The organism is Stenotrophomonas sp. YJH_SMC_133, assembly GCF_059370655.1.
Map to the genome: position 1 here is coordinate 423827 of NZ_JCAFTW010000001.1, position 22703 is coordinate 446529.

General features: G+C 66.6%; 18 protein-coding genes. 11 read left to right on the plus strand and 7 right to left on the minus strand.

Features of this window, described 5'->3' with window-relative positions; all coding sequences use genetic code 11:
- Nucleotides 1-32: 32 nt before the first annotated feature.
- Genes AC5P78_RS01935 through AC5P78_RS01960 form a run of 6 tightly spaced genes read left to right on the plus strand, consistent with a single transcriptional unit; the run spans nucleotide 33 to nucleotide 8753 of the window.
- Nucleotides 33-1637, plus strand: coding sequence for a glucoamylase family protein (locus AC5P78_RS01935; RefSeq protein WP_024956629.1), 1605 nt, complete (start codon nucleotides 33-35; stop codon nucleotides 1635-1637).
- A 4-nt stretch (nucleotides 1638-1641) separates the two neighbouring features.
- Nucleotides 1642-2991: a sugar ABC transporter substrate-binding protein gene (locus AC5P78_RS01940; protein WP_133050899.1), complete on the plus strand. Its 1350-nt coding sequence runs from the start codon at nucleotides 1642-1644 to the stop codon at nucleotides 2989-2991.
- Nucleotides 2988-3869, plus strand: a complete 882-nt coding sequence (locus AC5P78_RS01945) for a carbohydrate ABC transporter permease (protein ID WP_005410323.1) — start codon at nucleotides 2988-2990, stop codon at nucleotides 3867-3869. The genes AC5P78_RS01940 and AC5P78_RS01945 overlap by 4 nt, the downstream gene beginning before the upstream one ends.
- The gene (locus tag AC5P78_RS01950; protein ID WP_005410322.1) at nucleotides 3866-4702 is read left to right on the plus strand and encodes a carbohydrate ABC transporter permease; all 837 of its coding nucleotides are present in this window, start codon (nucleotides 3866-3868) and stop codon (nucleotides 4700-4702) included. The genes AC5P78_RS01945 and AC5P78_RS01950 overlap by 4 nt, the downstream gene beginning before the upstream one ends.
- The gene (locus AC5P78_RS01955; protein WP_114618912.1) at nucleotides 4699-7866 is read left to right on the plus strand and encodes a discoidin domain-containing protein; all 3168 of its coding nucleotides are present in this window, start codon (nucleotides 4699-4701) and stop codon (nucleotides 7864-7866) included. The genes AC5P78_RS01950 and AC5P78_RS01955 overlap by 4 nt, the downstream gene beginning before the upstream one ends.
- Before the next feature lie 2 nt (nucleotides 7867-7868).
- Nucleotides 7869-8753 carry an endonuclease/exonuclease/phosphatase family protein gene (locus AC5P78_RS01960; protein ID WP_111188825.1) on the plus strand — a complete coding sequence of 295 codons (885 nt, stop codon included), beginning with the start codon at nucleotides 7869-7871 and terminating at the stop codon, nucleotides 8751-8753.
- Between the two features lie 224 nt (nucleotides 8754-8977).
- Here AC5P78_RS01960 and AC5P78_RS01965 read toward each other — a convergent pair whose 3' ends face one another.
- Nucleotides 8978-12268: an Rne/Rng family ribonuclease gene (locus AC5P78_RS01965; protein WP_201863944.1), complete on the minus strand. Its 3291-nt coding sequence runs from the start codon at nucleotides 12266-12268 to the stop codon at nucleotides 8978-8980.
- 407 nt (nucleotides 12269-12675) lie between these two features.
- On the opposite strand from AC5P78_RS01965, the gene AC5P78_RS01970 reads away from it, so the two are divergent.
- Entirely contained in the window at nucleotides 12676-13650 is a 975-nt protein-coding gene (locus tag AC5P78_RS01970) for an RluA family pseudouridine synthase (protein ID WP_111118353.1), read from the plus strand.
- A gap of 411 nt (nucleotides 13651-14061) precedes the next feature.
- On the opposite strand, the gene zupT is transcribed toward AC5P78_RS01970, so the two are convergent.
- The 3 genes from zupT to AC5P78_RS01985 all read right to left on the minus strand — a co-directional run bounded on the left by zupT (nucleotide 14062) and on the right by AC5P78_RS01985 (nucleotide 15733).
- The gene (zupT, locus tag AC5P78_RS01975; protein ID WP_012480802.1) at nucleotides 14062-14871 is read right to left on the minus strand and encodes a zinc transporter ZupT; all 810 of its coding nucleotides are present in this window, start codon (nucleotides 14869-14871) and stop codon (nucleotides 14062-14064) included.
- 98 nt (nucleotides 14872-14969) lie between these two features.
- Nucleotides 14970-15386, minus strand: coding sequence for an energy transducer TonB (locus AC5P78_RS01980; protein ID WP_005410316.1), 417 nt, complete (start codon nucleotides 15384-15386; stop codon nucleotides 14970-14972).
- Entirely contained in the window at nucleotides 15383-15733 is a 351-nt protein-coding gene (locus AC5P78_RS01985) for a 4a-hydroxytetrahydrobiopterin dehydratase (protein ID WP_005410315.1), read from the minus strand. The genes AC5P78_RS01980 and AC5P78_RS01985 overlap by 4 nt, the downstream gene beginning before the upstream one ends.
- 90 nt (nucleotides 15734-15823) lie before the next feature.
- Between AC5P78_RS01985 and AC5P78_RS01990 the strand changes: the two genes are divergently transcribed.
- Complete coding sequence (locus AC5P78_RS01990; protein WP_005410314.1) at nucleotides 15824-16423, plus strand: NfuA family Fe-S biogenesis protein; 600 nt, start codon at nucleotides 15824-15826, stop codon at nucleotides 16421-16423.
- Nucleotides 16424-16433: 10 nt separating this feature from the next.
- Nucleotides 16434-18200 carry a hypothetical protein gene (locus AC5P78_RS01995; protein WP_076739319.1) on the plus strand — a complete coding sequence of 589 codons (1767 nt, stop codon included), beginning with the start codon at nucleotides 16434-16436 and terminating at the stop codon, nucleotides 18198-18200.
- 104 nt (nucleotides 18201-18304) lie between these two features.
- Here the strand turns inward: AC5P78_RS01995 and AC5P78_RS02000 are convergent, their stop codons facing one another.
- Both AC5P78_RS02000 and AC5P78_RS02005 read right to left on the minus strand, forming a co-directional pair.
- Nucleotides 18305-18718, minus strand: a complete 414-nt coding sequence (locus AC5P78_RS02000; RefSeq protein ID WP_005410312.1) for a barstar family protein — start codon at nucleotides 18716-18718, stop codon at nucleotides 18305-18307.
- On the minus strand, nucleotides 18718-19170 hold the full coding sequence (locus AC5P78_RS02005) for a guanyl-specific ribonuclease (RefSeq protein WP_005410311.1): 453 nt from the start codon (nucleotides 19168-19170) through the stop codon (nucleotides 18718-18720). Before AC5P78_RS02005 ends, AC5P78_RS02000 begins: the two co-directional genes overlap by 1 nt.
- 221 nt (nucleotides 19171-19391) lie before the next feature.
- On the opposite strand from AC5P78_RS02005, the gene AC5P78_RS02010 reads away from it, so the two are divergent.
- A complete protein-coding gene (locus tag AC5P78_RS02010; RefSeq protein ID WP_005410310.1) occupies nucleotides 19392-20003 on the plus strand; it encodes a superoxide dismutase in 612 nt (203 codons plus the stop codon).
- A gap of 118 nt (nucleotides 20004-20121) precedes the next feature.
- Here AC5P78_RS02010 and AC5P78_RS02015 read toward each other — a convergent pair whose 3' ends face one another.
- Complete coding sequence (locus AC5P78_RS02015; RefSeq protein WP_043034725.1) at nucleotides 20122-20970, minus strand: endonuclease/exonuclease/phosphatase family protein; 849 nt, start codon at nucleotides 20968-20970, stop codon at nucleotides 20122-20124.
- Nucleotides 20971-21133: 163 nt separating this feature from the next.
- On the opposite strand from AC5P78_RS02015, the gene AC5P78_RS02020 reads away from it, so the two are divergent.
- Nucleotides 21134-22699, plus strand: a complete 1566-nt coding sequence (locus tag AC5P78_RS02020; RefSeq protein ID WP_024956638.1) for a POT-type proton-dependent oligopeptide transporter — start codon at nucleotides 21134-21136, stop codon at nucleotides 22697-22699.
- The last annotated feature ends 4 nt before the right edge of the window (nucleotides 22700-22703 follow it).

The window sequence follows — 22703 nt, forward strand, 5'->3', positions numbered from 1 at the left end:
CCCATCGATCAGACCACCGGAGAAATCGCGCCATGCAGGCACGTCATCTGTTGTCCGCCGCAGCGTTGAGCCTGGCCGTGGCCGCCTGCCAGCCGGCCCAGCAGGAGCCTGCCAAGCCGCGCCCGCCGGTGATCCTGATCGAGGCCGATGCACCGCCGCGGCCGATGAAACCTGAGCTGCCGCCGCTGTTCGATGACATCGAGCGCCGCACCTTCCAGTTCTTCTGGGATACCACCAACGAGATCAATGGCCTGACCCCGGACCGCTATCCGTCGCGGCCGTTCGCCAGCATCGCCTCGGTCGGCTTCGCACTGACCGCGTATCCGATCGGCATCGAGAACGGCTGGGTCAGCCGCAACCAGGCGATCGACCGCACCCTGACTACCCTGAAATTCTTCCGCGATGTGCCGATGGGCCCGCAGCGTACCGGCAAGGCGGGTTACAAGGGCTTCTATTACCACTTCCTGGACATGCAGGAAGGCCGTCGCTACGACAGCTGGGTCGAACTGTCCTCGGTGGATACCGCGCTGCTGATGATGGGGGTGCTGTTCGCGCAGTCGTACTACGACGGTGACGATCCGCGTGAGAAGGAAATCCGCCAGATCGCCGACACGTTGTACAAGAAGGTCGACTGGCCCTGGCTGCAGCAGCGTGCGCCGCTGATCTCGATGGGCTGGTTCCCCGAGAGCGGTTTCATCGACCACGACTGGATGGGCTACAACGAGGCCATGATGGTCTACATCCTTGCCCTGGGTTCGCCGACGCACCCGGTCAGCCCGGATGCGTGGACGGTGTGGACGCGCACCTATGACAACGACTGGGGGGTCTACCAGGGCCAGGAATACCTGTCCTTCGGCCCGCTGTTCGGCCACCAGTACAGCCACGTCTGGATCGACTTCCGCGACATCCAGGACGCCTACATGCGCGAGCGCGGCAGTACCTACTTCCTCAACAGCCGCTCGGCTGCACTTGCCCAGCGTGAGTACGCCATCGCCAACCCGATGCAGTGGAAGGATTACGGCGAGAACGTCTGGGGCCTGACCGCCAGCGATGGCCCGCAGAACACCACGCAGGAATACCGTGGCGAGCAGCGCCAGTTCCGCCATTACTCTTCGCGCGGCGCTGGCCTGCGCGAGAACTTCGATGACGGCACCATCGCTCCGACCGCCGCGATCGCGTCGGTGGTGTTCGCGCCGGAACAGGTGATCCCGGCCACGCTGGAAATGCACAAGCGCTACGGCGATTACATCTATTCCAGCTACGGCTTCCTGGATTCGTTCAATCCCAGCTTCAACTACGACATCCCGATCAAGACCGGCCGCGTGGTGCCGGATCGTGGCTGGGTCGCCAGCGACTACATCGCCATCGACCAGGGGCCGATCCTGACCATGATCGCCAACTATCGCAATGATTTCGTCTGGGAAGTGATGAAGAAGAACCCGTACATCCGCAAGGGCCTGGAGCGGGCGGGGTTCAGTGGTGGCTGGCTGGCGCCGGAAGGTTCGTTCCAGCCGCTGGAACTGCAGAAAGACGAAAAGGCCGCGGCGGCACGCGCGGTGGGTATCGCCGAATCACGCGCGGCTGCCGCGCAGGAACAGAAGAACAATGCCAACCGCAACACAGGCCAGGGCAAGTAACCCGATGCCGAACTGGATCGACCGTCTGCGCCGCTGGACACTGCCAGCCCTGGCCGCACTGGCCGCACTGGCCGTGGCCGGCTGCGCCCGCACCGAACCGGACACGACCACTGTGCGCTTCTGGGCAATGGGCCGGGAAGCCGAGGTGGTCAGCGAACTGATCCATGAGTTCGAAGCCGAGAACCCGGGCATCAAGGTGGACGTGCAGAACATCCCGTGGACCGCTGCGCACGAAAAGCTGCTGACCGCGTTCGCCGCCGACGGCCTGCCGGACGTGTGCCAGCTCGGCAACACCTGGGTGCCGGAGTTCGCCGAGCTCGATGCGCTGACCCCGTTGCAGCCGTTCGTCGATCGCTCTGCCGTGGTCGATGAGAAGGATTATTTCCAGGGCATCTGGGACACCAACGTGATCCACGGCAAGCTGGTCGGCGTGCCGTGGTATGTCGATACGCGCCTGATCTACTACCGCAAGGACCTGCTGGCCAAGGCCGGCTACGACCACCCGCCGCGCACGTGGCAGGAGTGGGATGAGCAGATGGCAGCGATCAAGCGCATGCAGGGCCCGAACCGCTATGCGGTGCTGATGCCGATCAACGAGTTCGAGCAGCAGCTGTCGCTGGCACTGCAGCAGCCCGATCCGCTGCTGCGCGATGATGACACCCGCGGCAACTTCAGCAGCCCCGGCTTCCGCCGCACGCTGGCGTTCTACGCCAACATGTTCGAGCAGGGCTGGGCGCCGAAGATGTCCGAGACGCAGATCTCAAACGTCTGGGATGAGTTCTTCCGCGGCTTCAACGTCTTCTACATTTCCGGCCCATGGAACATCCGCGAGTTCAAGAAGCTGCAGCCGAAGGAACTGGAAGGGCAGTGGGGCACCGCAGCGCTGCCGGGGCCGGAAGGTCCGGGCGCGGGCATCGCCGGTGGCACCAGCCTGGTGATCTTCCGCAAGTCGCAGCAGAAGGAGGCGTCGTGGAAGCTGATCGAGTTCCTGTCGCGCCCGCAGATCCAGGCACGTTTCCATTCGATCATCGGCGACCTGCCGCCACGCCGCAGCACGTGGAGTGCGCCGTCGCTGGCCAACGATCCGCTGGCCGCAGCGTTCCGTGACCAGCTGGAGCGGGTCAAGCCGACGCCGAAGGTGCTCGAATGGGAGCGCATCGTGCAGGAAATGCGCATCGTCACCGAGAAGGTGGTGCGCGGTGGCCTGCCGCAGGACAAGGCCGTCGAAGAACTCGACCAGCGCGTGGACAAGGTGCTGGCAAAGCGCCGCTGGATGCATGAACAACAACGCCTGCAGCAGCGCGTTCCGTCGCCGCAATCGAGCAGTGCCGTGGCCGCCGGGAGCGCGCAATGAAACGTACTTCGCTTGCCGGCTGGATTTTCGCCGGTCCCTCGCTGATCGTGCTGGGCGTGTTCTTCGGCCTGCCGGTGGCTTCGGCGCTGGCGCTGAGCGTGACCGACTTCGACCTGTATGCCCTGGCTGACAGCAGCAACCTGCGCTTTGTCGGCCTCGGCAACTACATCGATCTGCTGCAGACACCGATGTTCTGGAAGTCGCTGTGGAATACCACTTACTTCGTGTTGATCGGCGTGCCCTTGTCGATCGGCGTATCGCTGGGCGCGGCAATGCTGCTGAATGCGCCGGCTGCGCGCTTCAAGGCGCTGTTCCGCACTGCGTTGTTCGCGCCGGTGGTGACCACGCTGGTGGCGGTGGCGGTGATCTGGCGCTACCTGTTCCATACCAGCTACGGCCTGGTGAACTACGGCCTGGGCCATCTGGGCATCAGCCCGATCGACTGGCTGGGCGATCCCAACTGGGCGATGCCGACCATCATGCTGTTCGCGGTGTGGAAGAACTTCGGCTACAACATGGTGATCTTCCTGGCCGGCCTGCAGGCGATCCCGCATGACCTGTACGAGGCCGCGCGCATCGACGGTGCCTCGCGCTGGAAGCAGTTCCTGCACATCACCCTGCCGATGCTCGGCCCGGTGCTGCTGGTGGTCGGCGTGATTACCGTGTCCGGCTACTTCCAGCTGTTCGCCGAACCCTACGTGATGACCCGCGGCGACCCACTGCAGAGCACCGTCAGCGTGCTGTATTTCATGTTCGAGGAAGGCTTCAAGTGGTGGAACCTGGGACGCGCCTCCGCCGTGGCGTTCCTGCTGTTCCTGATCATCCTGGCGGTGACCACCGTGATGCTGCGTTTCGGCCGCAAGAGGCAGTTGGTATGAGTCGTGAAATCGGCCAGTCGCGCTGGTACCCGTGGTTGATCAATGGTGCGTTGCTGGTGCTGGCCCTGGTCAGCCTGGCACCGCTGTTGTGGATGCTCTCGGTCTCGTTCATGCCGCAGGGCGAGGCCAGCCATTTCCCGCCGCCGCTGCTGCCTTCCAGCATCACCACGCACAACTACCATGAGCTGTTCGCGCGCACTGGCATGGGCGGCAACTTCGCCAACAGCCTGCTGGTGTCGCTTGGCATCACGGTCGGTTCGCTGCTGCTCAACACCATGGCCGGCTACGCCTTCGCCAAGCTCAACTTCGTCGGCCGCGAGCGCCTGTTCCAGGTACTGATGGCGGCGCTGGTGATTCCGGCGCAGGTGGCGATGCTGCCGCTGTTCCTGCTGATGAAGCAGCTGGGCCTGGTCAACAGCTTCGGTGGCGTGATCGTGCCAGCGCTGGCCAGTGTGTTCGGCATCTTCCTGGTACGCCAGTACGCGCGTTCCATCCCGGACGAACTGCTGGAAGCGGCGCGCATCGACGGGGCAGGGGAGCTGCGCATCTTCTTCCAGATTGTGCTGCCGATGCTCAAGCCGGTGCTGGTGACCCTGGCGATCTTCACCTTCATGGGCGCATGGAACGATTTCATGTGGCCATTGATCGTGCTGACCGACCAGGAGCACTACACTTTGCCGGTGGCACTGGCCACCCTCTCGCGCGAGCACATCATGGACGTGGAAATGATGATGGCTGGCGCGGTGGTCACCGTGGTCCCGGTGCTGGCGCTGTTCCTGGTGCTGCAGCGGTACTACATCCAAGGTCTGTTGCTGGGGAGCGTCAAGGGATGAAGCGAGCGATCGCCGTTGGACTGGGCCTGTTGTGGACTTCCCTGGCGATCGCCGCACCTCCGGCGCTGCCGGCACCGAAGGTGCTGGACGACTTCGACGACATCGCAGCCTGGACGCTGGTGCTGTCCGACCAGGTCAGCGGTTCGCTGCGCCCGGTCAGTGGTGCCGGTGGTGGCCGCGCGCTGTGCCTGGACTATGACTTCCACGATGTCTCCGGCTACGTCGGCATCCGCCGCGCGCTGAACATCGAATACCCGGTCAATTACCGCTTCGGATTCCAGCTGCGTGGCGAATCGCCGGGCAACGACCTGCAGTTCAAGTTGATCGATGCCAGCGGCGACAACGTCTGGTGGGTCAACCGGCCCGGCTACAGCTTCCCCAAGGCGTGGACGCCGGTCGAGTACCGCCGCCGCCAGATCGACAAGGCGTGGGGTCCCTCGCCCGAGAAGGAGATGGCACGAAGCGCCGCCGTCGAGTTCACGATCTACAGCAAGGTCGGTGGCCGCGGCACGGTGTGCTTCGACAAGCTGACCCTGCAGGGCCTGCCGCCGCAGGATGATTCGGCGTTGGTGCCATCGGTGATTGCCGATACGGCCACCGCGCTGCAGGACCGCATGATCGACGGCAAGAGCGACACGTTCTGGATCAGCGGTGGCGTCAAGCAGCAGACCATCAGCCTGGACCTGCACAAGAGTCGCGAGATCGGCGGTGTAGTGATCGATTGGCTGCCGAACCTGGAAGCCAATCGCTACACCGTGCGGACGTCCGAGGATGGCCGGGACTGGCGCACTGTGCGCGAGGTGACCGGCGGTGCGGGGGGACGCGATTGGCTGGCGCTGCCGGATACCGACGCGCGCTACGTGCGTTTCGATCTGCGCGATGGCCCGAACTGGCGCTACGGCATCCGTGACATCGCGCTCAAGCCGCTGGCGTTCGCCGCAACGCCCAATGCCTTCCTGTCCTCGGTGGCCGCCGATCTGCCGCGTGGCTCGTTGCCGCGTGCCTATGTGGGCGAACAGCCGTACTGGACCCTGCTCGGCCTTGATGGTGGCCAGGAGCAGGCGCTGATCAGCGAAGATGGCGCGCTGGAGCCGGCCAAGGGCAGCTTCAGCATCGAGCCGTTCATCCGCCTGGATGGCAAGCTGCTGGACTGGTCGAAGGTCGCCATCACCCAGTCGCTGCAGGATCACTACCTGCCGATCGCCACCGTCGACTGGGTGCATGAGAAGGCCGGGCTTTCGGTGACCAGTTTCGTGCAGGGCACGCCCGAGCGCGCGCAGCTGATCGGCCGCTACCGGCTGAGCAATCCGGACAAGGTCGCCCACGAGTACACCCTGGCGTTGGCAATCCGTCCGTGGCAGGTCAACCCGCCCACCCAGTTCCTCAACACCGTCGGTGGCTTCAGCCGCATCGATGCACTGGATGTGGGCGAACAGCTGGTTCGGGTCAACGGTGAGCCGCGCATCTATCCGCTGCAGGTGCCGGATGCGCGCTTTGCCAGTACGTTCGATGGCAAGCTCGATGCGATGCATCTGGAAAGCGGCAAGTACCCGGCCACGACCGCAGTGAAGGACAGCACCGGCATGGCGTCGGGTGCGCTGATGTACACGATCAAGCTCGAGCCCGGGCAGAGCCGCGAAGTGGCGGTGGTGCTGCCGCAGACCGGTGGCTGGGCGCCGCAGGCGCTGGACGTGGCCAAGGCGCAGGCGCAGGTGGCCGATCAATGGCGGCAGAAGCTGGGCGTGGTCTCGCTGCAGGTGCCGGCTGCGGGCCAGGCACTGGTCGATACCCTGCGCACGGCCGTCGCGCACATGCTGATCTCGCGGGTTGGCCCACGCCTGCAGCCGGGCACGCGCTCGTACGCGCGCAGCTGGATCCGCGATGGCGCGATGATTTCCGAGGGCCTGCTGCGCATGGGGCGCAGCGATGCCGTGCGTGACTACATCAACTGGTATGCGCCGTACCAGTTCGAGAACGGCAAGGTGCCGTGCTGCGTCGACGCGCGCGGCAGCGACCCGGTACCGGAGAACGACAGCCATGGCGAACTGATCTACAGCATTGCCGAGTATGGACGCTACACCGGCGACAGCACGTTCACCGAGCTGATGTGGCCGCACGTGCAGGGCGCCTACAACTACATGGAGCAGCTGCGCGCCAGCGAGCGCACCGAGGAGAACCGCGCACGCAATCCGGCCTTCTACGGGATGATGCCGGCCTCGATCAGCCACGAAGGCTATTCGGCCAAGCCGATGCATTCGTACTGGGATAATTTCTGGGCGTTGCGCGGCTACAAGGACGCGGCATCGCTGGCGGCCCAGCTGGGCAAGGTCGAGGCGATGCAGATCGCCGGATCGCGTGACCAGTTCCGTGATGACCTGCAGGCCTCGCTGCTGTCGGCGATGCAGCAGCACGACATCGACTACCTGCCGGGCTCGGCCGAGCTGGGCGATTTCGATGCGACCTCGACCACCATCGCGCTGGCGCCGGGCGGCGAGCAGGGCCGACTGCCGCAGCAGGCACTGGAGGCGACCTTCGAGCGCTATTGGAAGGAGTTCGTGGCCCGCCGCGACGGCAAGCGTGAGTGGAAGGACTACACCCCGTACGAGTGGCGCAACGTGGCGGCGTTCGTACGCCTGGGCTGGCGTGACCGCGCCTGGCAGGCCACCGAGTTCTTTTTCAAGGACCGTGCGCCGCAGGCCTGGAACCAGTGGGCCGAGGTGGTCTCGCGCACGCCGCGCAAGCCGTTCTTCGTCGGTGACCTGCCGCACGCCTGGGTAGCCTCGGACTTCGTGCGCTCGGCCTTGGACATGTTCGCGTACAGTCGTGACATGGACGATGCGCTGGTGCTGGCCGCCGGCATTCCGAGCGCCTGGCTGCAGGGCGAGGGCATCGCCGTGCAGGGCCTGCGCACGCCGCAGGGCCAGCTCAACTACCGCCTGCAGCGCAGCGACAAGCAGCTGGTGCTGGAGGTGCAGCCGGGCCTGGTGCCACCGGTCGGTGGCGTGGTGTTGCCATGGCCGTACGCCGGTGATCCGGGTGAGGCGACCATCAACGGCGAAGCGGCCGAATGGGTCAACAAGGAACTGCACGTGCACCAGCTGCCGGCGCGGGTCGAGATCGATGTACCGAGCGCGGTGCGCCGCGCCGAGCGCAAGGGGCAGTAACGATGAAGCAGCAGGGGGCAAGAGTGCGCACGATCGTGCGCGCCCTGGGGCTGGCCATTGCATTGGCACTGCCGGGCGCCGCGATGGCGGCCGATCCAGCCGCCGGGGCAGCGGCTGATGTCGCCACCGCGCCAGGCATGAGCATGGTCACCTTCAATCTGCATCATGACCGCGAGGACTGGCCACGCCGGCGCCGCACCATCCTGGCCGAACTCAAGCGCCTGCAGCCGGATGCGGTTGCCCTGCAGGAGGTGATCCAACGCCGCAACGTGCGAAACCAGGCGCAATGGCTGGCCAGCCAACTTGGTTACAAGTACGTGTTCGTGTCCACCGATGCGGTCGGCGCGCCCAAGCGCTACGGCAATGCGCTTCTGACCCGGCGGCCGATCCTTGCCCAGGGGGATCATCTGCTGCAGCCCTTGGACGACTACCGCACCGTGGCCCACCTGCGCATCGACGTCGATGGCACGCCGGTAAACGTCTACGCCACGCATCTGAACGAGCGCAGTGATGAGAGCGGACAACGCATCCGTCGCAGTCAGGTCGAGGACCTGCTGCGCTTCATCAGCGCGACGTCGGCGGGCGCGCCGGTGGTGATCGCAGGTGACTTCAATGCACTGGTGGATGCCGGCGATCTGAGCGAGCTGCGCAGCCACTACGGCGACAGTTACGGCAGCGTGCACGTCAACACCGATCTGTCCGGGGTCAGTACGCTCAACCGCCACTATTACCAGGCGCCGTCGCGGATCGACCACATCTTCTTCCAGCAGGACGAGATGGTCGCGCGCGAGGCGAAGATCCTGTTCGACCAGCCCGACGACAGCGGTCGCTGGGCCTCGGACCACTACGGCGTGTGGACCCGCCTGCAGTTCGCGCCGAAACCCTGACGGGACACGCTTAGGTAGGTGCCAACCTTGGTTGGCACGGGCGTGTCCGCGTGCACTCAATCAACGGCGCCAACCAAGGTTGGCCTCTACCAAAGCGGTGACCGTGCGCGGGTTGTGCCCTGGTGGGTGCCAACCTTGGTTGGCACGGTTCGGCCCGAAGCACAAACAAAAACGGCGGGGATCATTGATCCCCGCCGGTTCGTTTTCACGCTATCAAGGAGCGATCAGTTCGCCGGCGGCGTGCGCTTGGCGGCCTCTTCGTCTTCTTCATCAGCCTTGGCTTCTGCAGCCTGGGCTGCAGCGTCGGCATGGCCATCGGCGACCGGATCGATCGACGGCGTCACCACCGCATCAGCGCTCGGGGCGGCGGCTTCGATCGGTGCGGCTTCGACCGCCACCGGAGCGACCGGCTGTTCCACGATCGGCGCAGTCTCGACGACCGGCGTGGCTTCAACGGCCGGGGCGGCCTCCACCACCGGGGCACTCTCACTGGCCACCGGCTTGGTTTCAACCACCGGGGTTGCTTCAACCACCTGCGGCTTCGATTCCACGACCGGCGCGGCCTCGACTGCGACCGGCTTCGCTTCGATCACCGGAGCGGCTTCAACCACCGCGGCCGTTTCAGCCACAACCGGCTTTGCTTCGATGGCCGGCGCAGCAGCGTCCACCACCGGAGTGGCGTTGGCGACCGGTGCGGCAGCGGCGACCGGCTGGACCGGGGTCGCGGCGTCGATGGCATCGAGCATGCTGGTCTGCACCGGCGAGGACACCGCTTCGGTCTTCGCAGCTTCGACCGGTGCCTGCACTTCAGCCACGACCGGGGTGGCGGCTTCGACCACAGCGCTGCTCACCACGGCAACCGGCGCGGCGACAACAGCGGCTGCAGCACGGGCTGGCTTCTCGGCTTCGACAGCGACCGGCTCGGCTTCGTCATCGAAGTCGAACTCCGGCTGCGAACGCGTGGGCTGCACAGCCGCGACCGGCGCAGTGCCGGCAGTGCTGTCGATGTTCGGCTCGGCGCCGTCGGCGTCATCACCGTCATCACCCTCGTCCTGGTCATCACCCAGGGCGTCGCTGCCGGCGGCGTTTTCGGCGCCACCGCGGCGACGACGACGGCCACCACGACGGCCACGGCGACGGCGGGTTGCGCCTTCGCCAGCCTGCTCGCCATTGGCGTCGGTTGCAGCCTCTTCACCGGCAACTGCAACCACGTCGGTCGCACTGGCCGCATTGGCAGCGGTGTCGACCGGTGCGGCCGCTTCCACCGGGGCGACTGGGGCGACAGGCGCGGTGGCTTCCTGCGCGTTCACCCCATTGGCGGCGACGGCCGTAGCGGCTACGGCTGCAGCTGCGGTCACGGCTTCGGCAGGTGCTTCGGCGGCATTGCGCTGCGGCTTCTCGGCCGGCTTGTCACCGTCCTGCTGCTGCGGGCGCGGCTGCTTGGGCTGCTTCAGCTTCGGTTGCTGGTTCTGGTTCTGGCCCTGCTGCTCGTTGCGCGGCTTGTTCTGCTGCTGCGGCGGCTGCTGGCCATCCTTGTGCTGCGGCTCCTTCTGCTTGCCCTGCTGCGGCTGCTGCTGCTGCGCATTGCCGTTATTGCCGTTGCGGCCGTCCTTGCGCTGCTCGCCGCGGTCCTTGCGGTTGCCGCCATCCTTCTGCTGCTGCGCGTTGCCATTGCCACGATTGTCGTCGCGACGGTCCTTGCGGTCCTTGTTGCGATCCTTGTTGCGGTCCTTGCGACCGCCGTCCTGCTGCTGGCGTGCAGCCGGGGCGGCCGGTGCCGGCGCGGGCGCCGGTTCGCCACCGAACACGCGCTTGAGCCAACCGATCACGCCGCCCGCCGGGGCCGGCGCAACAGGGGCTGCAGCGACCGGGGCCGGAGCGGCCGCGGCCGGCTCCACTTCCTCGCGCACCGGGGCCGGGGAGGTGTGCTTGACCTGGGTCACCGCCGGCGGCGGGATGTTCAGCTGGCCCTTGGTCAGCGCGTGCACCGGCAGCTTGCGCGGGGTGCCGCGCTGGTAGCTGGGCTTGCTGCTTTCTTCACCCAGCTCGTTCTCGCGCAGGCGGGTCACGGTGTAGTGCGGGGTGTGCAGCTGCTCGTCGGCGACGATCACGATCGGCGCCTCGTGGCGCTGTTCGATCTCGCGCAGGGCGCTGCGCTTCTCGTTCAGCAGGTAATTGGCGATCTCCACCGGGGCCTGCACCAGCACCTGCCCGGTGTTCTCCTTCATCGCATGCTCTTCAGCCACGCGGATGATCGACAGCGACAGCGACTCGACGCTGCGCATGCGGCCGTGGCCGTCACAACGCGGGCAGACGATCTGGCTGGACTCGCCCAGGCTCGGGCGCAGGCGCTGGCGGCTCATTTCCAGCAGGCCGAAGCGCGAGATGCGGCCGACCTGCACGCGCGCGCGGTCGTACTTCAGCGCGTTGGCGAGGCGGTTCTCGACTTCGCGCTGGTGCTTGTTGGACGCCATGTCGATGAAGTCGATCACCACCAGGCCGCCCAGGTCACGCAGGCGCAGCTGGCGGGCCACTTCCTCGGCCGCTTCCAGGTTGGTCTGGAACGCGGTGTCCTCGATGTCGCTGCCCTTGGTGGCGCGCGAGGAGTTGACGTCGACGGCGGTCAGCGCTTCAGTCTGGTCGACCACGATCGAGCCGCCCGACGGCAGGCGCACGTTGCGCTCGTAGGCGCCTTCGATCTGCGATTCGATCTGGAAGCGGTTGAACAGCGGGATGTCGTCCTTGTAGTGCTTGAGCTTGCGCAGGGTCTGCGGCATCACCTGCTGCATGAATTCGCGGGCGTGCTCGTACATTTCCTCGGTGTCCACCAGGATCTCGCCGATGTCGGCGCGCAGGTAGTCACGCAGGGCGCGCACGATCAGGCGCGATTCCTGGTAGATCAGGAACGGGGCGGGCTTGCTCAGTGCCGCTTCGGCAATGGCGCGCCAGACATTGAGCAGGTAGTCCAGATCCCACTGCAGTTCTTCCGCATCGCGGCCGACGCCGGCGGTACGGATGATCACGCCCATGTCGTCGGGGATGTTCAGCTTGTCCAGGGCGTCCTTCAGTGCGGCCCGGTCTTCGCCCTCGATGCGGCGCGACACGCCGCCGGCGCTGGGTGAGTTCGGCATCAGCACCATGTAGCGGCCGGCCAGCGAAATGAACGTGGTCAGGGCGGCGCCCTTGTTGCCACGCTCTTCCTTGTCGACCTGGACGACTATCTCCTGGCCTTCTTTCAGCAGCTCGCGGATGCCGGCCTTGTTGTGGTCGACACCGGCCTGGAAGTAGTCGCGGGAGATTTCCTTCAGCGGCAGGAAGCCATGGCGGCCACCGCCGTACTCGACGAAGGCCGCTTCCAGCGAGGGCTCGATGCGGAAGATCCGGCCCTTGTAGATGTTGGACTTCTTCTGTTCCTTCGACGGCTGTTCGATGTCGATGTCATACAACGACTGGCCATCCACGATGGCAACACGCAGCTCTTCAGCCTGCGTGGCGTTGATCAGCATTCGCTTCATTGTTGCGTTCCTCGCAAGCGGCTACCGCGCGGAACGCCATGGGGTTTCGCCTCTGGACACGGCTCGCCGCCCATTCGCGCAAGCGCGGGGAGGGCGGCTTGGGTTTCCAGCGCTACGACACCACGGCAGGCCGCGGGAGCGCTTCACTCTTATGGTTTTTGGGTGTTGCAGGGCCGCAGGCAGCTGTCAGCCAGGCTGGAGCGCCACGCGGGACATGTTCAGCACGGTTGCGTGTCAGGCATCCGGCGATGGCCGGGAAGGCCGGTGAGCCGCTAACATGGCCGCCCCGCGGGCGGTGGTCGCGCACTGTGCCGGATTCGTCGGAAGCTGGGCTTCTGGCCCTGAGTAACTTCCAACGAAATCAATCCCTTATCTCGCCCCCCGAGTGTAACAGAATAAACAGCCTGATGACCGCCCAAGACCCCACCAAGCCCGCTGGCGACAAGCCTTCCGTGCGCATGATCACCGTTCCCGCCGACCGCGCCGGCCAGCGCCTGGACAACTTCCTGCTCGGCCAGCTGAAGGGCGCCCCGCGCAGCCTGGTCTACAAGCTGGTGCGCAGTGGCCAGGTACGGGTGAACGGCGGCCGCGCCAAGGCCGAGCGCAAGCTGGAGGCGGGCGACGAAGTGCGCGTGCCGCCGGTTCGTCTCACCGAAGAGGGAGACAAGGTGGGTCCCCCGGAGGCATTCATGCGCCGGCTGGAGCAGGCCATCGTCTTCGAGGACGCGCGCCTGCTGGCCCTGAACAAGCCCACCGGCGTGGCCAGCCACGGCGGCAGCGGCATCAGCTTCGGCGCCATCGAGACCCTGCGCGCGCTGCGCCCGGGGCAGACCCTGGAGCTGGTCCACCGGCTGGATCGCGACACCTCGGGCCTGCTGATCGTGGCCAAGAAGCGCTCGGCGCTGAGCGAACTGCAGGCGCTGCTGCGTGAAGACCACGGCGCCGGCATCCGCAAGCGCTACCTGACCCTGCTGTCCGGGCGCATGCCCGACGGGGTGATGACGGTCGATGCGCCGCTGCATGTCGGCCTGCGCCAGGGCGGCGAGCGCCATGTGCAGGTCAACGCGATCGGCAAGGAATCGATCAGCCACTTCCGGGTGCTGGAGCGCCGCGGCGGCCATTCCTATTGCGAGGTGCGCATCGAGACCGGCCGTACCCACCAGATCCGCGTGCATGCCCAGCACCTGGGGCATCCGGTGGCCGGCGACGACAAATACGGCGATCCGGCGGTCAACAAGCGGCTTCGTGAGCAGATCGGGCTGAAGCGTCTGTTCCTGCACGCGGCCTCGCTGGAGTTCGCGCTGGACGACGGCAAGAGCCCGTATGTGCTGAACGCGCCGCTGGCCGATGAGCTGGTCGAGGCGTTGGACCGCCTGCGCTGACGGCAGTTCGGCGGCGCCGGGCGCTTGGTCGGCGCCATTCGCAGCGCTCAGACACCCGCGCCTCTTCGCCCTCGCCGGACCTGCGGTGCTCGGCTCGCTACAAGGCGGACCCGGACATCCGCAGCGTAGGCCCATACCCGCACGCAGCCTTTGTAGACTCGAGTCGTACTCGACTCACGCGCGCAGCGCGCGCTTCGCTCTTCAATCTTTTCATCGCGCGGCTGGCGTGCACGGAAGAATGACGGGGCACGGGCGGGGCCGGCTTGCAGGGGTGTCTGCGGCATGGATGCCGCGGACAAGCCCCCATGGACGGGTTCACGGCGTCCCCTGCAAGCCGACCCCGCCCGTGACCTCTCGATACTGCGGAACGTGCCAGCCGCGAGGGGGCTCAGCCCGTTGGCCGGGAACCCCTCACCACTTGAACAGCACCAGGCTGATCGCCAGGGTGCCCATGCCGGCCACCAGGCCATATACCGTCTCGTGGCCCTTGGCATAGCGCTTGGCTGCCGGCAGCAGCTCGTCCAGCGCCAGGAATACCATCACGCCAGCGATCAGTCCGAACACCCAGCCGAAGGTGGCGTGCGACAGTGATCCGGACAGCAGCCAGTAGCCAAGTGCCGCGCCGACCGGTTCGGCCAGTCCCGACAGCAGGCTGGCGCTGAACGCATAGAACTTGTTCTGGGTGGCGAAGTACACCGGCACCGCGATCGCGATGCCCTCGGGAATGTTGTGGATGGCGATGGCGAAGGCCAGCGGCATGCCCACCGACGGGCTTTCCAGCGTAGCGAAGAAGGTCGCCAGGCCTTCCGGGAAATTGTGCGCGGTGATCGCCACCGAGGTCAGCAGCGCGACCCGCTTCAGGTACTCGCGACTGTTTTCGCGGAACGCAGGGTCCTGTTTGTCCAGGCTGTCATGCGGGTTGGGAATGAAGTGGTCGATCAGCACGATCACGATCACGCCGGCCAGGAAGGCCAAGGTGCCGTAGGTGAAGCCGGTGCGCTCGCCATAGGCCAGGGCGAACGATGCGATGGACTTGTTGAGGATCTCCGATAGCGACACGTAGACCATCGCGCCGCCGGCGAAGGCCAGGCCGAACGCCAGCAGGCGCGGATTGGGGCGGCGCGAGAACAGCACCAGCAGGCTGCCGATGGCAGTGGCCAGACCGGCCGCGAGGGTGACCGCCAGTGCGATCCAGACATTTTCGGGGGGAATCTGCAGCATGTACCGACGCGGTCCTGGTCAACAGACAGCCGCCCCGGATGAGCCCGGGGCGGGGAGGGCGAGGCGGGCGTCGGCTGGCCTCGTCGGGGCGCGCGCGATCAGCCGCCGCGGCGCAGGCGTTCTTCGATGGCGAAGCACTGATCGGGCTTCGGCTGCGGCGGGTTGAAGCTGACCGGCACCTGGATGGTGGCCGGCACGGCAGCGCCATTGCGGGTGGCGGCCTTGAACTGCCAGCCCTGAACGGCCGTTTTGGCCAGTTCGTCCAGCTGCGGGTTGCCGGCGCCGGTCAGCAGGGCGACCTCGCTTGGCTTGCCGTCGGTGCCGATGGTCACCTTGAAGGTGCTGGTGCCGCCTACGCCCATGCAGGCCAGTTCAAGCGGGTACTGCGGTGGCGGCGTCTTCACCGCGGCCACTTCGGTCGGCGGCGGCGGCGGTGGTGCCGGCGGTTCCGACGGGCCACAACCGGCCAGGCCGGTCGCAGCAATCAGGGACAGGCTCAGCAAGCGTACGTTCATGGCAGTTGCTCCGTCAGGGCCGAAGTCTTCGCAGCGCAGATGAAGTCGTTCTCGCTCAGGCCGCCCACGTCGTGGGTGGAAAAGCGCACCACGGCGCGGTCGTAGTGCACGCCCAGGTCCGGATGGTGGTCCTCGCGGTGGGCAATCCAGGCCAGCGCGTTCACGAAGGCCATGGTGGCGTAGTAATCCTTGAAGCGGAAGGTGCGCGTCAGGGCCTGTCCGCCCTCGCTCAGCTCCCAGCCGGGAATCTGCGGCAGCAGTTCGGCCAGGCGGGCTTCGCCGAGCTTGTGGTCGCTGCCTTTGCGCGGCACGCAACGGGCCTGGGCCAGTGGAATCAGGTCGGCCATGGGAATCTCCACCTCGTGTTGACTGAACAATGCGCCGGACGGTGTATAAATCGAATGAGCGGCTGACGCTTACTTGGCTAGAATAGCCTGATGATCCAGATCTCCGACACTGCCCAGACCCATTTCCGCAAGCTGATCGAACGCGAGGGCGTGCCCGGCATGGGTGTGCGCTTGAGCGCGGTCGATCCCGGCACCCCGCGCGCCGACGCCCGGCTGGAGTTCGCCGAACCGACCGACCTGCTCGGCGACGAGTGGGCGGTGGACTGCGATGGTTTCACGCTTTACGTTGATGCCGGCAGCGTCGGTTGGCTCGATGGCGCCGAGATCGACATCGTCGCCGGCAGTGCCGGTACCCAGCAGCTGACCATCAAGGCGCCGCGCATCAAGGGCGAAGCGCCCGGCGATGCCGCTTCGCTGGTCGAGCGCGTGCACTGGGTGGTGGAAAACGAAATCAATCCGCAGCTGGCCTCGCATGGCGGCAAGGTGGCCGTGCAGGAAGTTTCGGCCGAAGGCGTGGTGCTGCTGCGCTTCGGTGGCGGTTGCCAGGGCTGCGGCATGGCCGACGTGACCCTCAAGCAGGGCATTGAAAAGACCCTGATGGGCCGCGTGCCGGGCGTGACCGCCGTGCGCGACGCGACCGACCACGACAGTGGCCACGCGCCGTATATCCCTCGCGGCAACGCCGCCTGATCGCTGACGCGTGCCTCTGACCCGGGCCGAGCAGTTCATCGACCTGCTGCTGGCCCGCCAGCAGCCCAGGGCCGTCCTCGAGAAAACCACGCGCCTGCCGTATGGCTGGGCGCTGTGGCTGCGCTCGCTCGGTCCGTTGCCGCGGCCGCTGCACGCCAGCGAGTTGATCTCGGTGCTGCTGCCGCGTCCGCTGCCAGGGCCACCCGGGCAGTTGCCCCGGTTGTCACCCTGGCAAGCGATGCGCCGTCTGTTCTGGCAGGACTGGGATGCTGCGCCGCGCGACCAGCGCTGGATGCGTTGGGTCTCGGCCTTGGCCAGTGCGCTGCTGCATCTGCTGTTCTTCATGCTGCTGCTATGGGTGGCAGTGATCCGCACCTCGGCACCGGAAGAACAAGGCGCCGAGGGCGAGCGCGTGCAGGTGGAGTTCGTCGGTCGCGCTACCCGGGAGGGCGGCGGCGATCAGCCAGGTGCGGAAGCGGCGGCCGCTGCACCGCCGGGCCAGGTTGCAGCTGGCCAGAACGCAGGGGCCGCAACGGCACCTGAGCCGCGTCCGGCGTCCGCGTCGGCAGCTGCGTCCGCACCCGCTCCGGCTGCAGTGGCCAGCGTGCCGCCGCCGCCCGCCGAATCCGAGCCGGCGCCGGTCGCGGCACCGCCGCCGTCTCCGGTGCAGGCCACCGAAGTAGCCGAGGCCAGTACGGATTTCGTGGTGCCACCTGTCAGCGTGCCGCGCACGGAGATCAGCATCGTGCCGCGCGACACGGTACCGACGGTGCGCGAGCGCAGCGTGCAGCCGGTGCAGGCGCCGCCGGCCCCGGCCGCACTGCGTGCGCCGGAGATCGCGGTGCGGACGCCGCAGCTGCGTGACATCCCGGTGCAGGAGCGTGAAATCAGTACGGTCGATGCACCGGCGATATCGCAGCCGCTGCGCACAGCCGATGTACAGGTCCGTGTGCCGCAGCGCGATGTGCAGGTGCGCGAGCGCGAAGTGCAGGCCGTGGTCGATCCGCAGGTACGGATGGCTGCTGTGGCCGGGCGCGAGCCGACCGTGCGTGCGCCGGCAGGCCGTGACCTGCAGGTGCGCGAGCGCGAAGTTGCGTCGGCACCCGCGGCGGCGCCTTCAACGTCCAGTGGCAGCGCGCCAGCGGCAACGCCCGCGCCTGCGGCCAGGAGCACTGCAACCCAGGCCAACAGCAGCACGCCACGGCCATCCGCCTCCAGCACGACACCGGCCCAGGCCGGCGCGCGTCCGGCTCCCAACCCGGGCAACTGGGCTACGCCTGCCAAGGGCGACGACTGGGGCGCGTCGAGCCGCAACCACGACGGCGCCAGCAGGGGCGCAAGCCAGGCCAGTGCCGCCGGCAAGGGCAATGGCCTGTTCAATGCCGACGGCAGCGTGCGCGTGCCGGGGCAGGAAGGCGGCGGTCACGCCGAACGTGGTGCCCCAGGTGGCGCCAACGATGGCTGGAGCAAGGAGCGCATCGCGCAGTCTGGCACCTGGTTGAAGCGACCGCCGTACGATTACACGCCGACTTCGTTCGACAAGTATTGGGTGCCGCAGGAATCACTGCTGGCCGAATGGGTGCGCAAGGGCATCAAGTCGATGGAGATTCCGTTGCCGGGCACCGGTACGAAGATCTCCTGCGTGATCTCGATCCTGCAGGCGGGTGGCGGCTGCGGCCTCACCAATCCGAACATGCAGGACCAGCCGGCGGTGGCACGGCCGCCGCCGGACATTCCGTTCAAGAAAGAGCTGCAGGAAGATAACGGGAGCCGCTAGGCAAGGCGCGCGCGCCACACGCTGGCCGGCTCGCGCTTGGGTAGGTGCCAACCTTGGTTGGCACAGGAACGCCGACCAAGGTCGGCCTCTACCAGGGCATTGCCCTACGCGCTCTGCGACAGGAACACCCAGAACGGCACGTCGCGGCCGACCCAGTCGCGGCTGGCTTCGTCCATCACGTCCAGCAACGTGTCGAAATCCTTCTGTGTGGAGGCGCGCAACGTATCCACGTCGGCCAGGAACAGCGCGTAACCGTCGGCCGGCAGCCATTGCAGATCACGAAGGTTGTCCGACAGTGCATCCCAGTTGCCGCCGAAGCCAGCCGGGAAATCCAGCTGCGCCGCCAGCCGGGCGAGCAGGGTGCGTTTGTCGGCGACGCCTTCCAGGTCGATGCGGATCACCTTCAGGCCGGCATCGCGCATCGCTGCGGCCAGTGCGCCGATGTCGTCGCTGTCGATGGCGTAGACGCCGGCATTGTTGATGTCATGCAGGCCGAGGCCGAAATCATCGTGGCTCATCACTGCGCTCCCTGGGCCGGTACGGTGAAGCTGCGGAACGATTCGTAGTGGTCGTCGGTGTAGTACCACGCCTCCGGCGGATCGCCGCCGGTGACGATGCGGCGCGTGCCACGGGTGCGCGCGCCGGGGGTGTCCACGGTGTATTCGCGGTAGTAACCGCGCGGACGCTGCGGCAGCTGCTGTTCGCGGTTACCGAAGGTGCTGCCATCCTGGCGGTGCGGGAACGGCCCGCCGCGCTGGATCAGCGCGATCGTCTGCAGGGCTTCGGCGGGCAGGAAGGCGGGCAGACCGTTGCCCTTGCCGGGCGTGGCCGTGGCCGGTGCGCGCGCGGCAGTCGCACCCTGCAGGTCCGGCGCGAACTGCGGCGCCGGCGGGCGCTGCATGAAATGGTTGACGACCAGGCCGAGCAGCAGCAGGGCGATGGCGGTGATCAGCAGCCGGGGGTTGCGCATGGGCAAGGAAGCGGGCGAGGGTGGTGCTCGCACTGTAGCGCCTGCGCGCTGCACGGTGCATGAGGACGGCGCCGCGTCACCGCTGCGTAACAATTGCCGTCGTGCTCACCGGCAGGACGCAATTTCCTTTACATCCCCCTTGGTAATCTGGCGGTCTGTCCCCATCATTCACCGCGCAACGCCCGACACCGTCGGGTGCCCTCGCAATCAGGAGATGCATCATGGCCTATACCCTGCCCAAGCTGTCCTACGCCTACGACGCGCTGGAACCGCATATCGATGCGGCGACGATGGAAATCCATCACACCAAGCATCACCAGACCTACATCAACAACGTCAACGCGGCGCTGGAAGGCACCGAGTACGCTGACCTGCCGGTCGAAGAACTGGTGAAGAAGCTCAAGTCGCTGCCGGAGAACCTGCAGGGTCCGGTGCGCAACAACGGTGGCGGCCATGCCAACCACTCGCTGTTCTGGACCGTGATGGCACCGAACGCGGGCGGTAACCCGGTGGGCGACGTGGCCAAGGCCATCGACAAGGACCTGGGCGGCTTCGACAAGTTCAAGGACGCCTTCACCAAGGCAGCGCTGACCCGTTTCGGCAGCGGCTGGGCCTGGCTGAGCGTGACTCCGGACAAGAAGGTGGTGGTCGAGAGCACCGGCAACCAGGACAGCCCGCTGATGGAAGGCAACACCCCCATCCTCGGCCTGGACGTGTGGGAACACGCGTACTACCTGAAGTACCAGAACCGCCGCCCGGAATACATCGGCGCGTTCTTCAACGTCATCGACTGGAACGAAGTCGAGCGCCGTTACCAGGAAGCGATTGCCTGATCGTGGTAACAGGATGAACAGAAAAGGCCGGGGGAAACCCCGGCCTTTTTGTTTTCCGCATTGGTAGTGCCGGCCGCTGGCCGGCAGCCCTGGAATGCCGGCCAGCGGCCGGCACTACCTATTCGGCCGTGGCCGCATCGCCCTGCAGGCGCAGGGTGGCCATTACGCCCAGACGCAGGCCCGGCAGGTCGCCGTCGGCCGGCAGCAGGATCGGCTGCTGGCGGATGCCGCCGAAGTGCTTGACCTGGAACAGCACGTCCAGGCCATGACCACTGGCGCCACCGCCGCTGGCCGCCGGCGGCTCGGGGCGGCCACCCGGATTGCGCCGGGCCGGCTGGAACCCCGGGGTACTGCGCACGAGCTCGACGGTGGTTGCCGAGAAATCACCGGCGATCAGGCTGGGCATGCCCTCGGCGGTGGCGCCGATCCAGGTCATCAGGTCGCTGGTCTGGTGCTGGCGGGCAGTGGCCTCGTCCGGGTCCGGGCGCAGCCGTGCCACATAGATGTTTACCAGCGCCTGGCCCAGCTTCAGCCGCATCATGCCGGCGGCGCTGAAGGTGCCGGGTGGGTGCAGCAGGGTCACGCCATCCTCGCTGACCGGCAGCCGGGTCAGCATCGCGTTGCCGTGCCGCAACGGCTGGCTGGGCGGATCGGCGGTAACGAAGTCGCAGCTGTAGCGCAGCCGGCTGGCCAGCCAGCAGGCCGGATTGCGGCCCTGCTGCTGCAGCACCTGCTGTACGGAGATCACGTCCGGCTGCAGCTCGGTGAGCAGGTGCGCCACCTGTTCGCGGCGCTGCTTCCACTGCGCATCATCGCGGCTGGGCAATTCCAGCGCGGCCACGGTCAGCTGCCGGGGCTCGGCCTCACCGCTGGCGGCGGCCGGTGCCTGCGGCCGCGCCTGTGCCTGCAACGCCAGCAGCAGCACGAGACAGCTGAGCAGGAGACGGGCGTGGGCGAGGGGGCGCATAACGATAAGTTTACGCTTTTGTCGTGCAGGTGCCGTGACTTCCGGCATGTAGTGACGTTGCCTGCCACGGATTGGCACCGTTGTCATGCAGCCCTGCAGCGTGCTTCGCAAGCCCCGCTTCCGGTAACCTTGCGCCTTTCGCTTTGCAGGATTGCCTTACAGGATGAGCCACGACGCAGTTGCCCCCATCGCCGGCCAGGGAAAGATGCCGCGCCAGATCCCGTACATCATCGGCAATGAGGCCTGCGAGCGGTTCAGTTTCTACGGGATGCGCAACATCCTGGTGCAGTTCCTGATCACCTCGCTGCTGCTGCAGGAAATCACTGCGGAAGGCCGTGCCGGTGAAGCCAAGGACATCATGCACAGCTTCATGATCGGCGTGTATTTCTTCCCGCTGCTCGGAGGCTGGCTGGCCGACAGGTTCTTCGGCAAGTACCACACCATTCTCTGGTTCAGCCTGGTCTACTGTGCCGGCCATCTGTGCCTGGCGCTATTCGAGAACAGCCGCGAGGGCTTCTTCCTCGGCCTGGGCCTGATCGCGCTGGGTGCCGGTGGCATCAAGCCGCTGGTGGCCTCGTTCATGGGCGACCAGTTCGACCAGAGCAACAAGCACCTGGCCAAGATCGTTTTCGACGCCTTCTACTGGATCATCAACTTCGGCTCGCTGTTCGCCTCGCTGCTGATCCCGCTGGTGCTGAAGAACTGGGGCCCGCAGTGGGCGTTCGGCATCCCGGGCATCCTGATGTTCATCGCGACCTTCGTGTTCTGGCTGGGCCGCAAGCGCTACGTGCTGGTGCCGCTGCCGCCGAAGGACCCGCATTCGTTCGCCAACGTGGTGCGTACCGCGCTGACCACGCGCGTGGCCGGCCAGGGCCGTCCGGGCCTGGTGATCGCCGTACTCGGCCTGGTGCTGGCAGTGGCCTCGTTCGGCCTGGTTGGGTCGCTGGGCATCGTCATCTGCCTGTGCCTGGCGCTGGTGTCGATCCTGGCCGGTATTGGCGGTGGCACTTGGCTGCAGCTCGATCGCGCCCGTGGCCTGCACCCGACCGAAGCCGTGGAAGGTGTGCGCTCCGTGCTGCGCGTGCTGGTGATCTTCGCGCTGACCACGCCGTTCTTCTCGCTGTTCGACCAGAAGGCCTCGACCTGGGTCCTGCAGGGCCAGCAGATGCAGATGCCGAGCTGGTTCACCGCCTCGCAGATGCAGGCGCTGAACCCGCTGCTGGTGATGATCCTGATTCCGTTCAACAACCTGGTGCTGTACCCGGCCCTGCGCCGCTTCGGCTTCGAGCCGACCGCGCTGCGCCGCATGACCGCCGGCATCGCCTTCAGCGGCCTGGCCTGGATCGTGGTCGGCGGCATCCAGGTGGTGATGGACGGTGGCAATGCCATGTCGATCTTCTGGCAGATGCTGCCGTATGCGCTGCTGACCTTCGGTGAGGTGCTGGTCTCGGCCACCGGCCTGGAGTTCGCCTACAGCCAGGCGCCGCAGGCGATGAAGGGCGTGGTGATGAGCTTCTGGAACCTGACCACCACCATCGGCAACCTGTGGGTGCTGCTGTCCAACGCTGCTGTGCGCAACGATGCGGTGACCCACAAGATCGCCAGTACGGGCCTGAGCGAGGCGGCATTCCTGATGTTCTTCTTCGCCGGTTTCGCCTTCGTCGCGGCGTTGGCCTTCGGTTGGTACGCGAAACGCTATCGTATGGTCGACAACTACCGTAGCGCCTGAGCCT

Coding starts and splice junctions, on each gene's coding strand:
- AC5P78_RS01935 (WP_024956629.1), top strand. CDS start 33: ATGCAGGCACGTCATCTGTTGTCCGCCGCAGCGTTGAGCCTGGCCGTG.
- AC5P78_RS01940 (WP_133050899.1), top strand. CDS start 1,642: ATGCCGAACTGGATCGACCGTCTGCGCCGCTGGACACTGCCAGCCCTG.
- AC5P78_RS01945 (WP_005410323.1), top strand. CDS start 2,988: ATGAAACGTACTTCGCTTGCCGGCTGGATTTTCGCCGGTCCCTCGCTG.
- AC5P78_RS01950 (WP_005410322.1), top strand. CDS start 3,866: ATGAGTCGTGAAATCGGCCAGTCGCGCTGGTACCCGTGGTTGATCAAT.
- AC5P78_RS01955 (WP_114618912.1), top strand. CDS start 4,699: ATGAAGCGAGCGATCGCCGTTGGACTGGGCCTGTTGTGGACTTCCCTG.
- AC5P78_RS01960 (WP_111188825.1), top strand. CDS start 7,869: ATGAAGCAGCAGGGGGCAAGAGTGCGCACGATCGTGCGCGCCCTGGGG.
- AC5P78_RS01965 (WP_201863944.1), bottom strand. CDS start 12,268: ATGAAGCGAATGCTGATCAACGCCACGCAGGCTGAAGAGCTGCGTGTT.
- AC5P78_RS01970 (WP_111118353.1), top strand. CDS start 12,676: ATGACCGCCCAAGACCCCACCAAGCCCGCTGGCGACAAGCCTTCCGTG.
- zupT (WP_012480802.1), bottom strand. CDS start 14,871: ATGCTGCAGATTCCCCCCGAAAATGTCTGGATCGCACTGGCGGTCACC.
- AC5P78_RS01980 (WP_005410316.1), bottom strand. CDS start 15,386: ATGAACGTACGCTTGCTGAGCCTGTCCCTGATTGCTGCGACCGGCCTG.
- AC5P78_RS01985 (WP_005410315.1), bottom strand. CDS start 15,733: ATGGCCGACCTGATTCCACTGGCCCAGGCCCGTTGCGTGCCGCGCAAA.
- AC5P78_RS01990 (WP_005410314.1), top strand. CDS start 15,824: ATGATCCAGATCTCCGACACTGCCCAGACCCATTTCCGCAAGCTGATC.
- AC5P78_RS02000 (WP_005410312.1), bottom strand. CDS start 18,718: ATGAGCCACGATGATTTCGGCCTCGGCCTGCATGACATCAACAATGCC.
- AC5P78_RS02005 (WP_005410311.1), bottom strand. CDS start 19,170: ATGCGCAACCCCCGGCTGCTGATCACCGCCATCGCCCTGCTGCTGCTC.
- AC5P78_RS02010 (WP_005410310.1), top strand. CDS start 19,392: ATGGCCTATACCCTGCCCAAGCTGTCCTACGCCTACGACGCGCTGGAA.
- AC5P78_RS02015 (WP_043034725.1), bottom strand. CDS start 20,970: ATGCGCCCCCTCGCCCACGCCCGTCTCCTGCTCAGCTGTCTCGTGCTG.
- AC5P78_RS02020 (WP_024956638.1), top strand. CDS start 21,134: ATGAGCCACGACGCAGTTGCCCCCATCGCCGGCCAGGGAAAGATGCCG.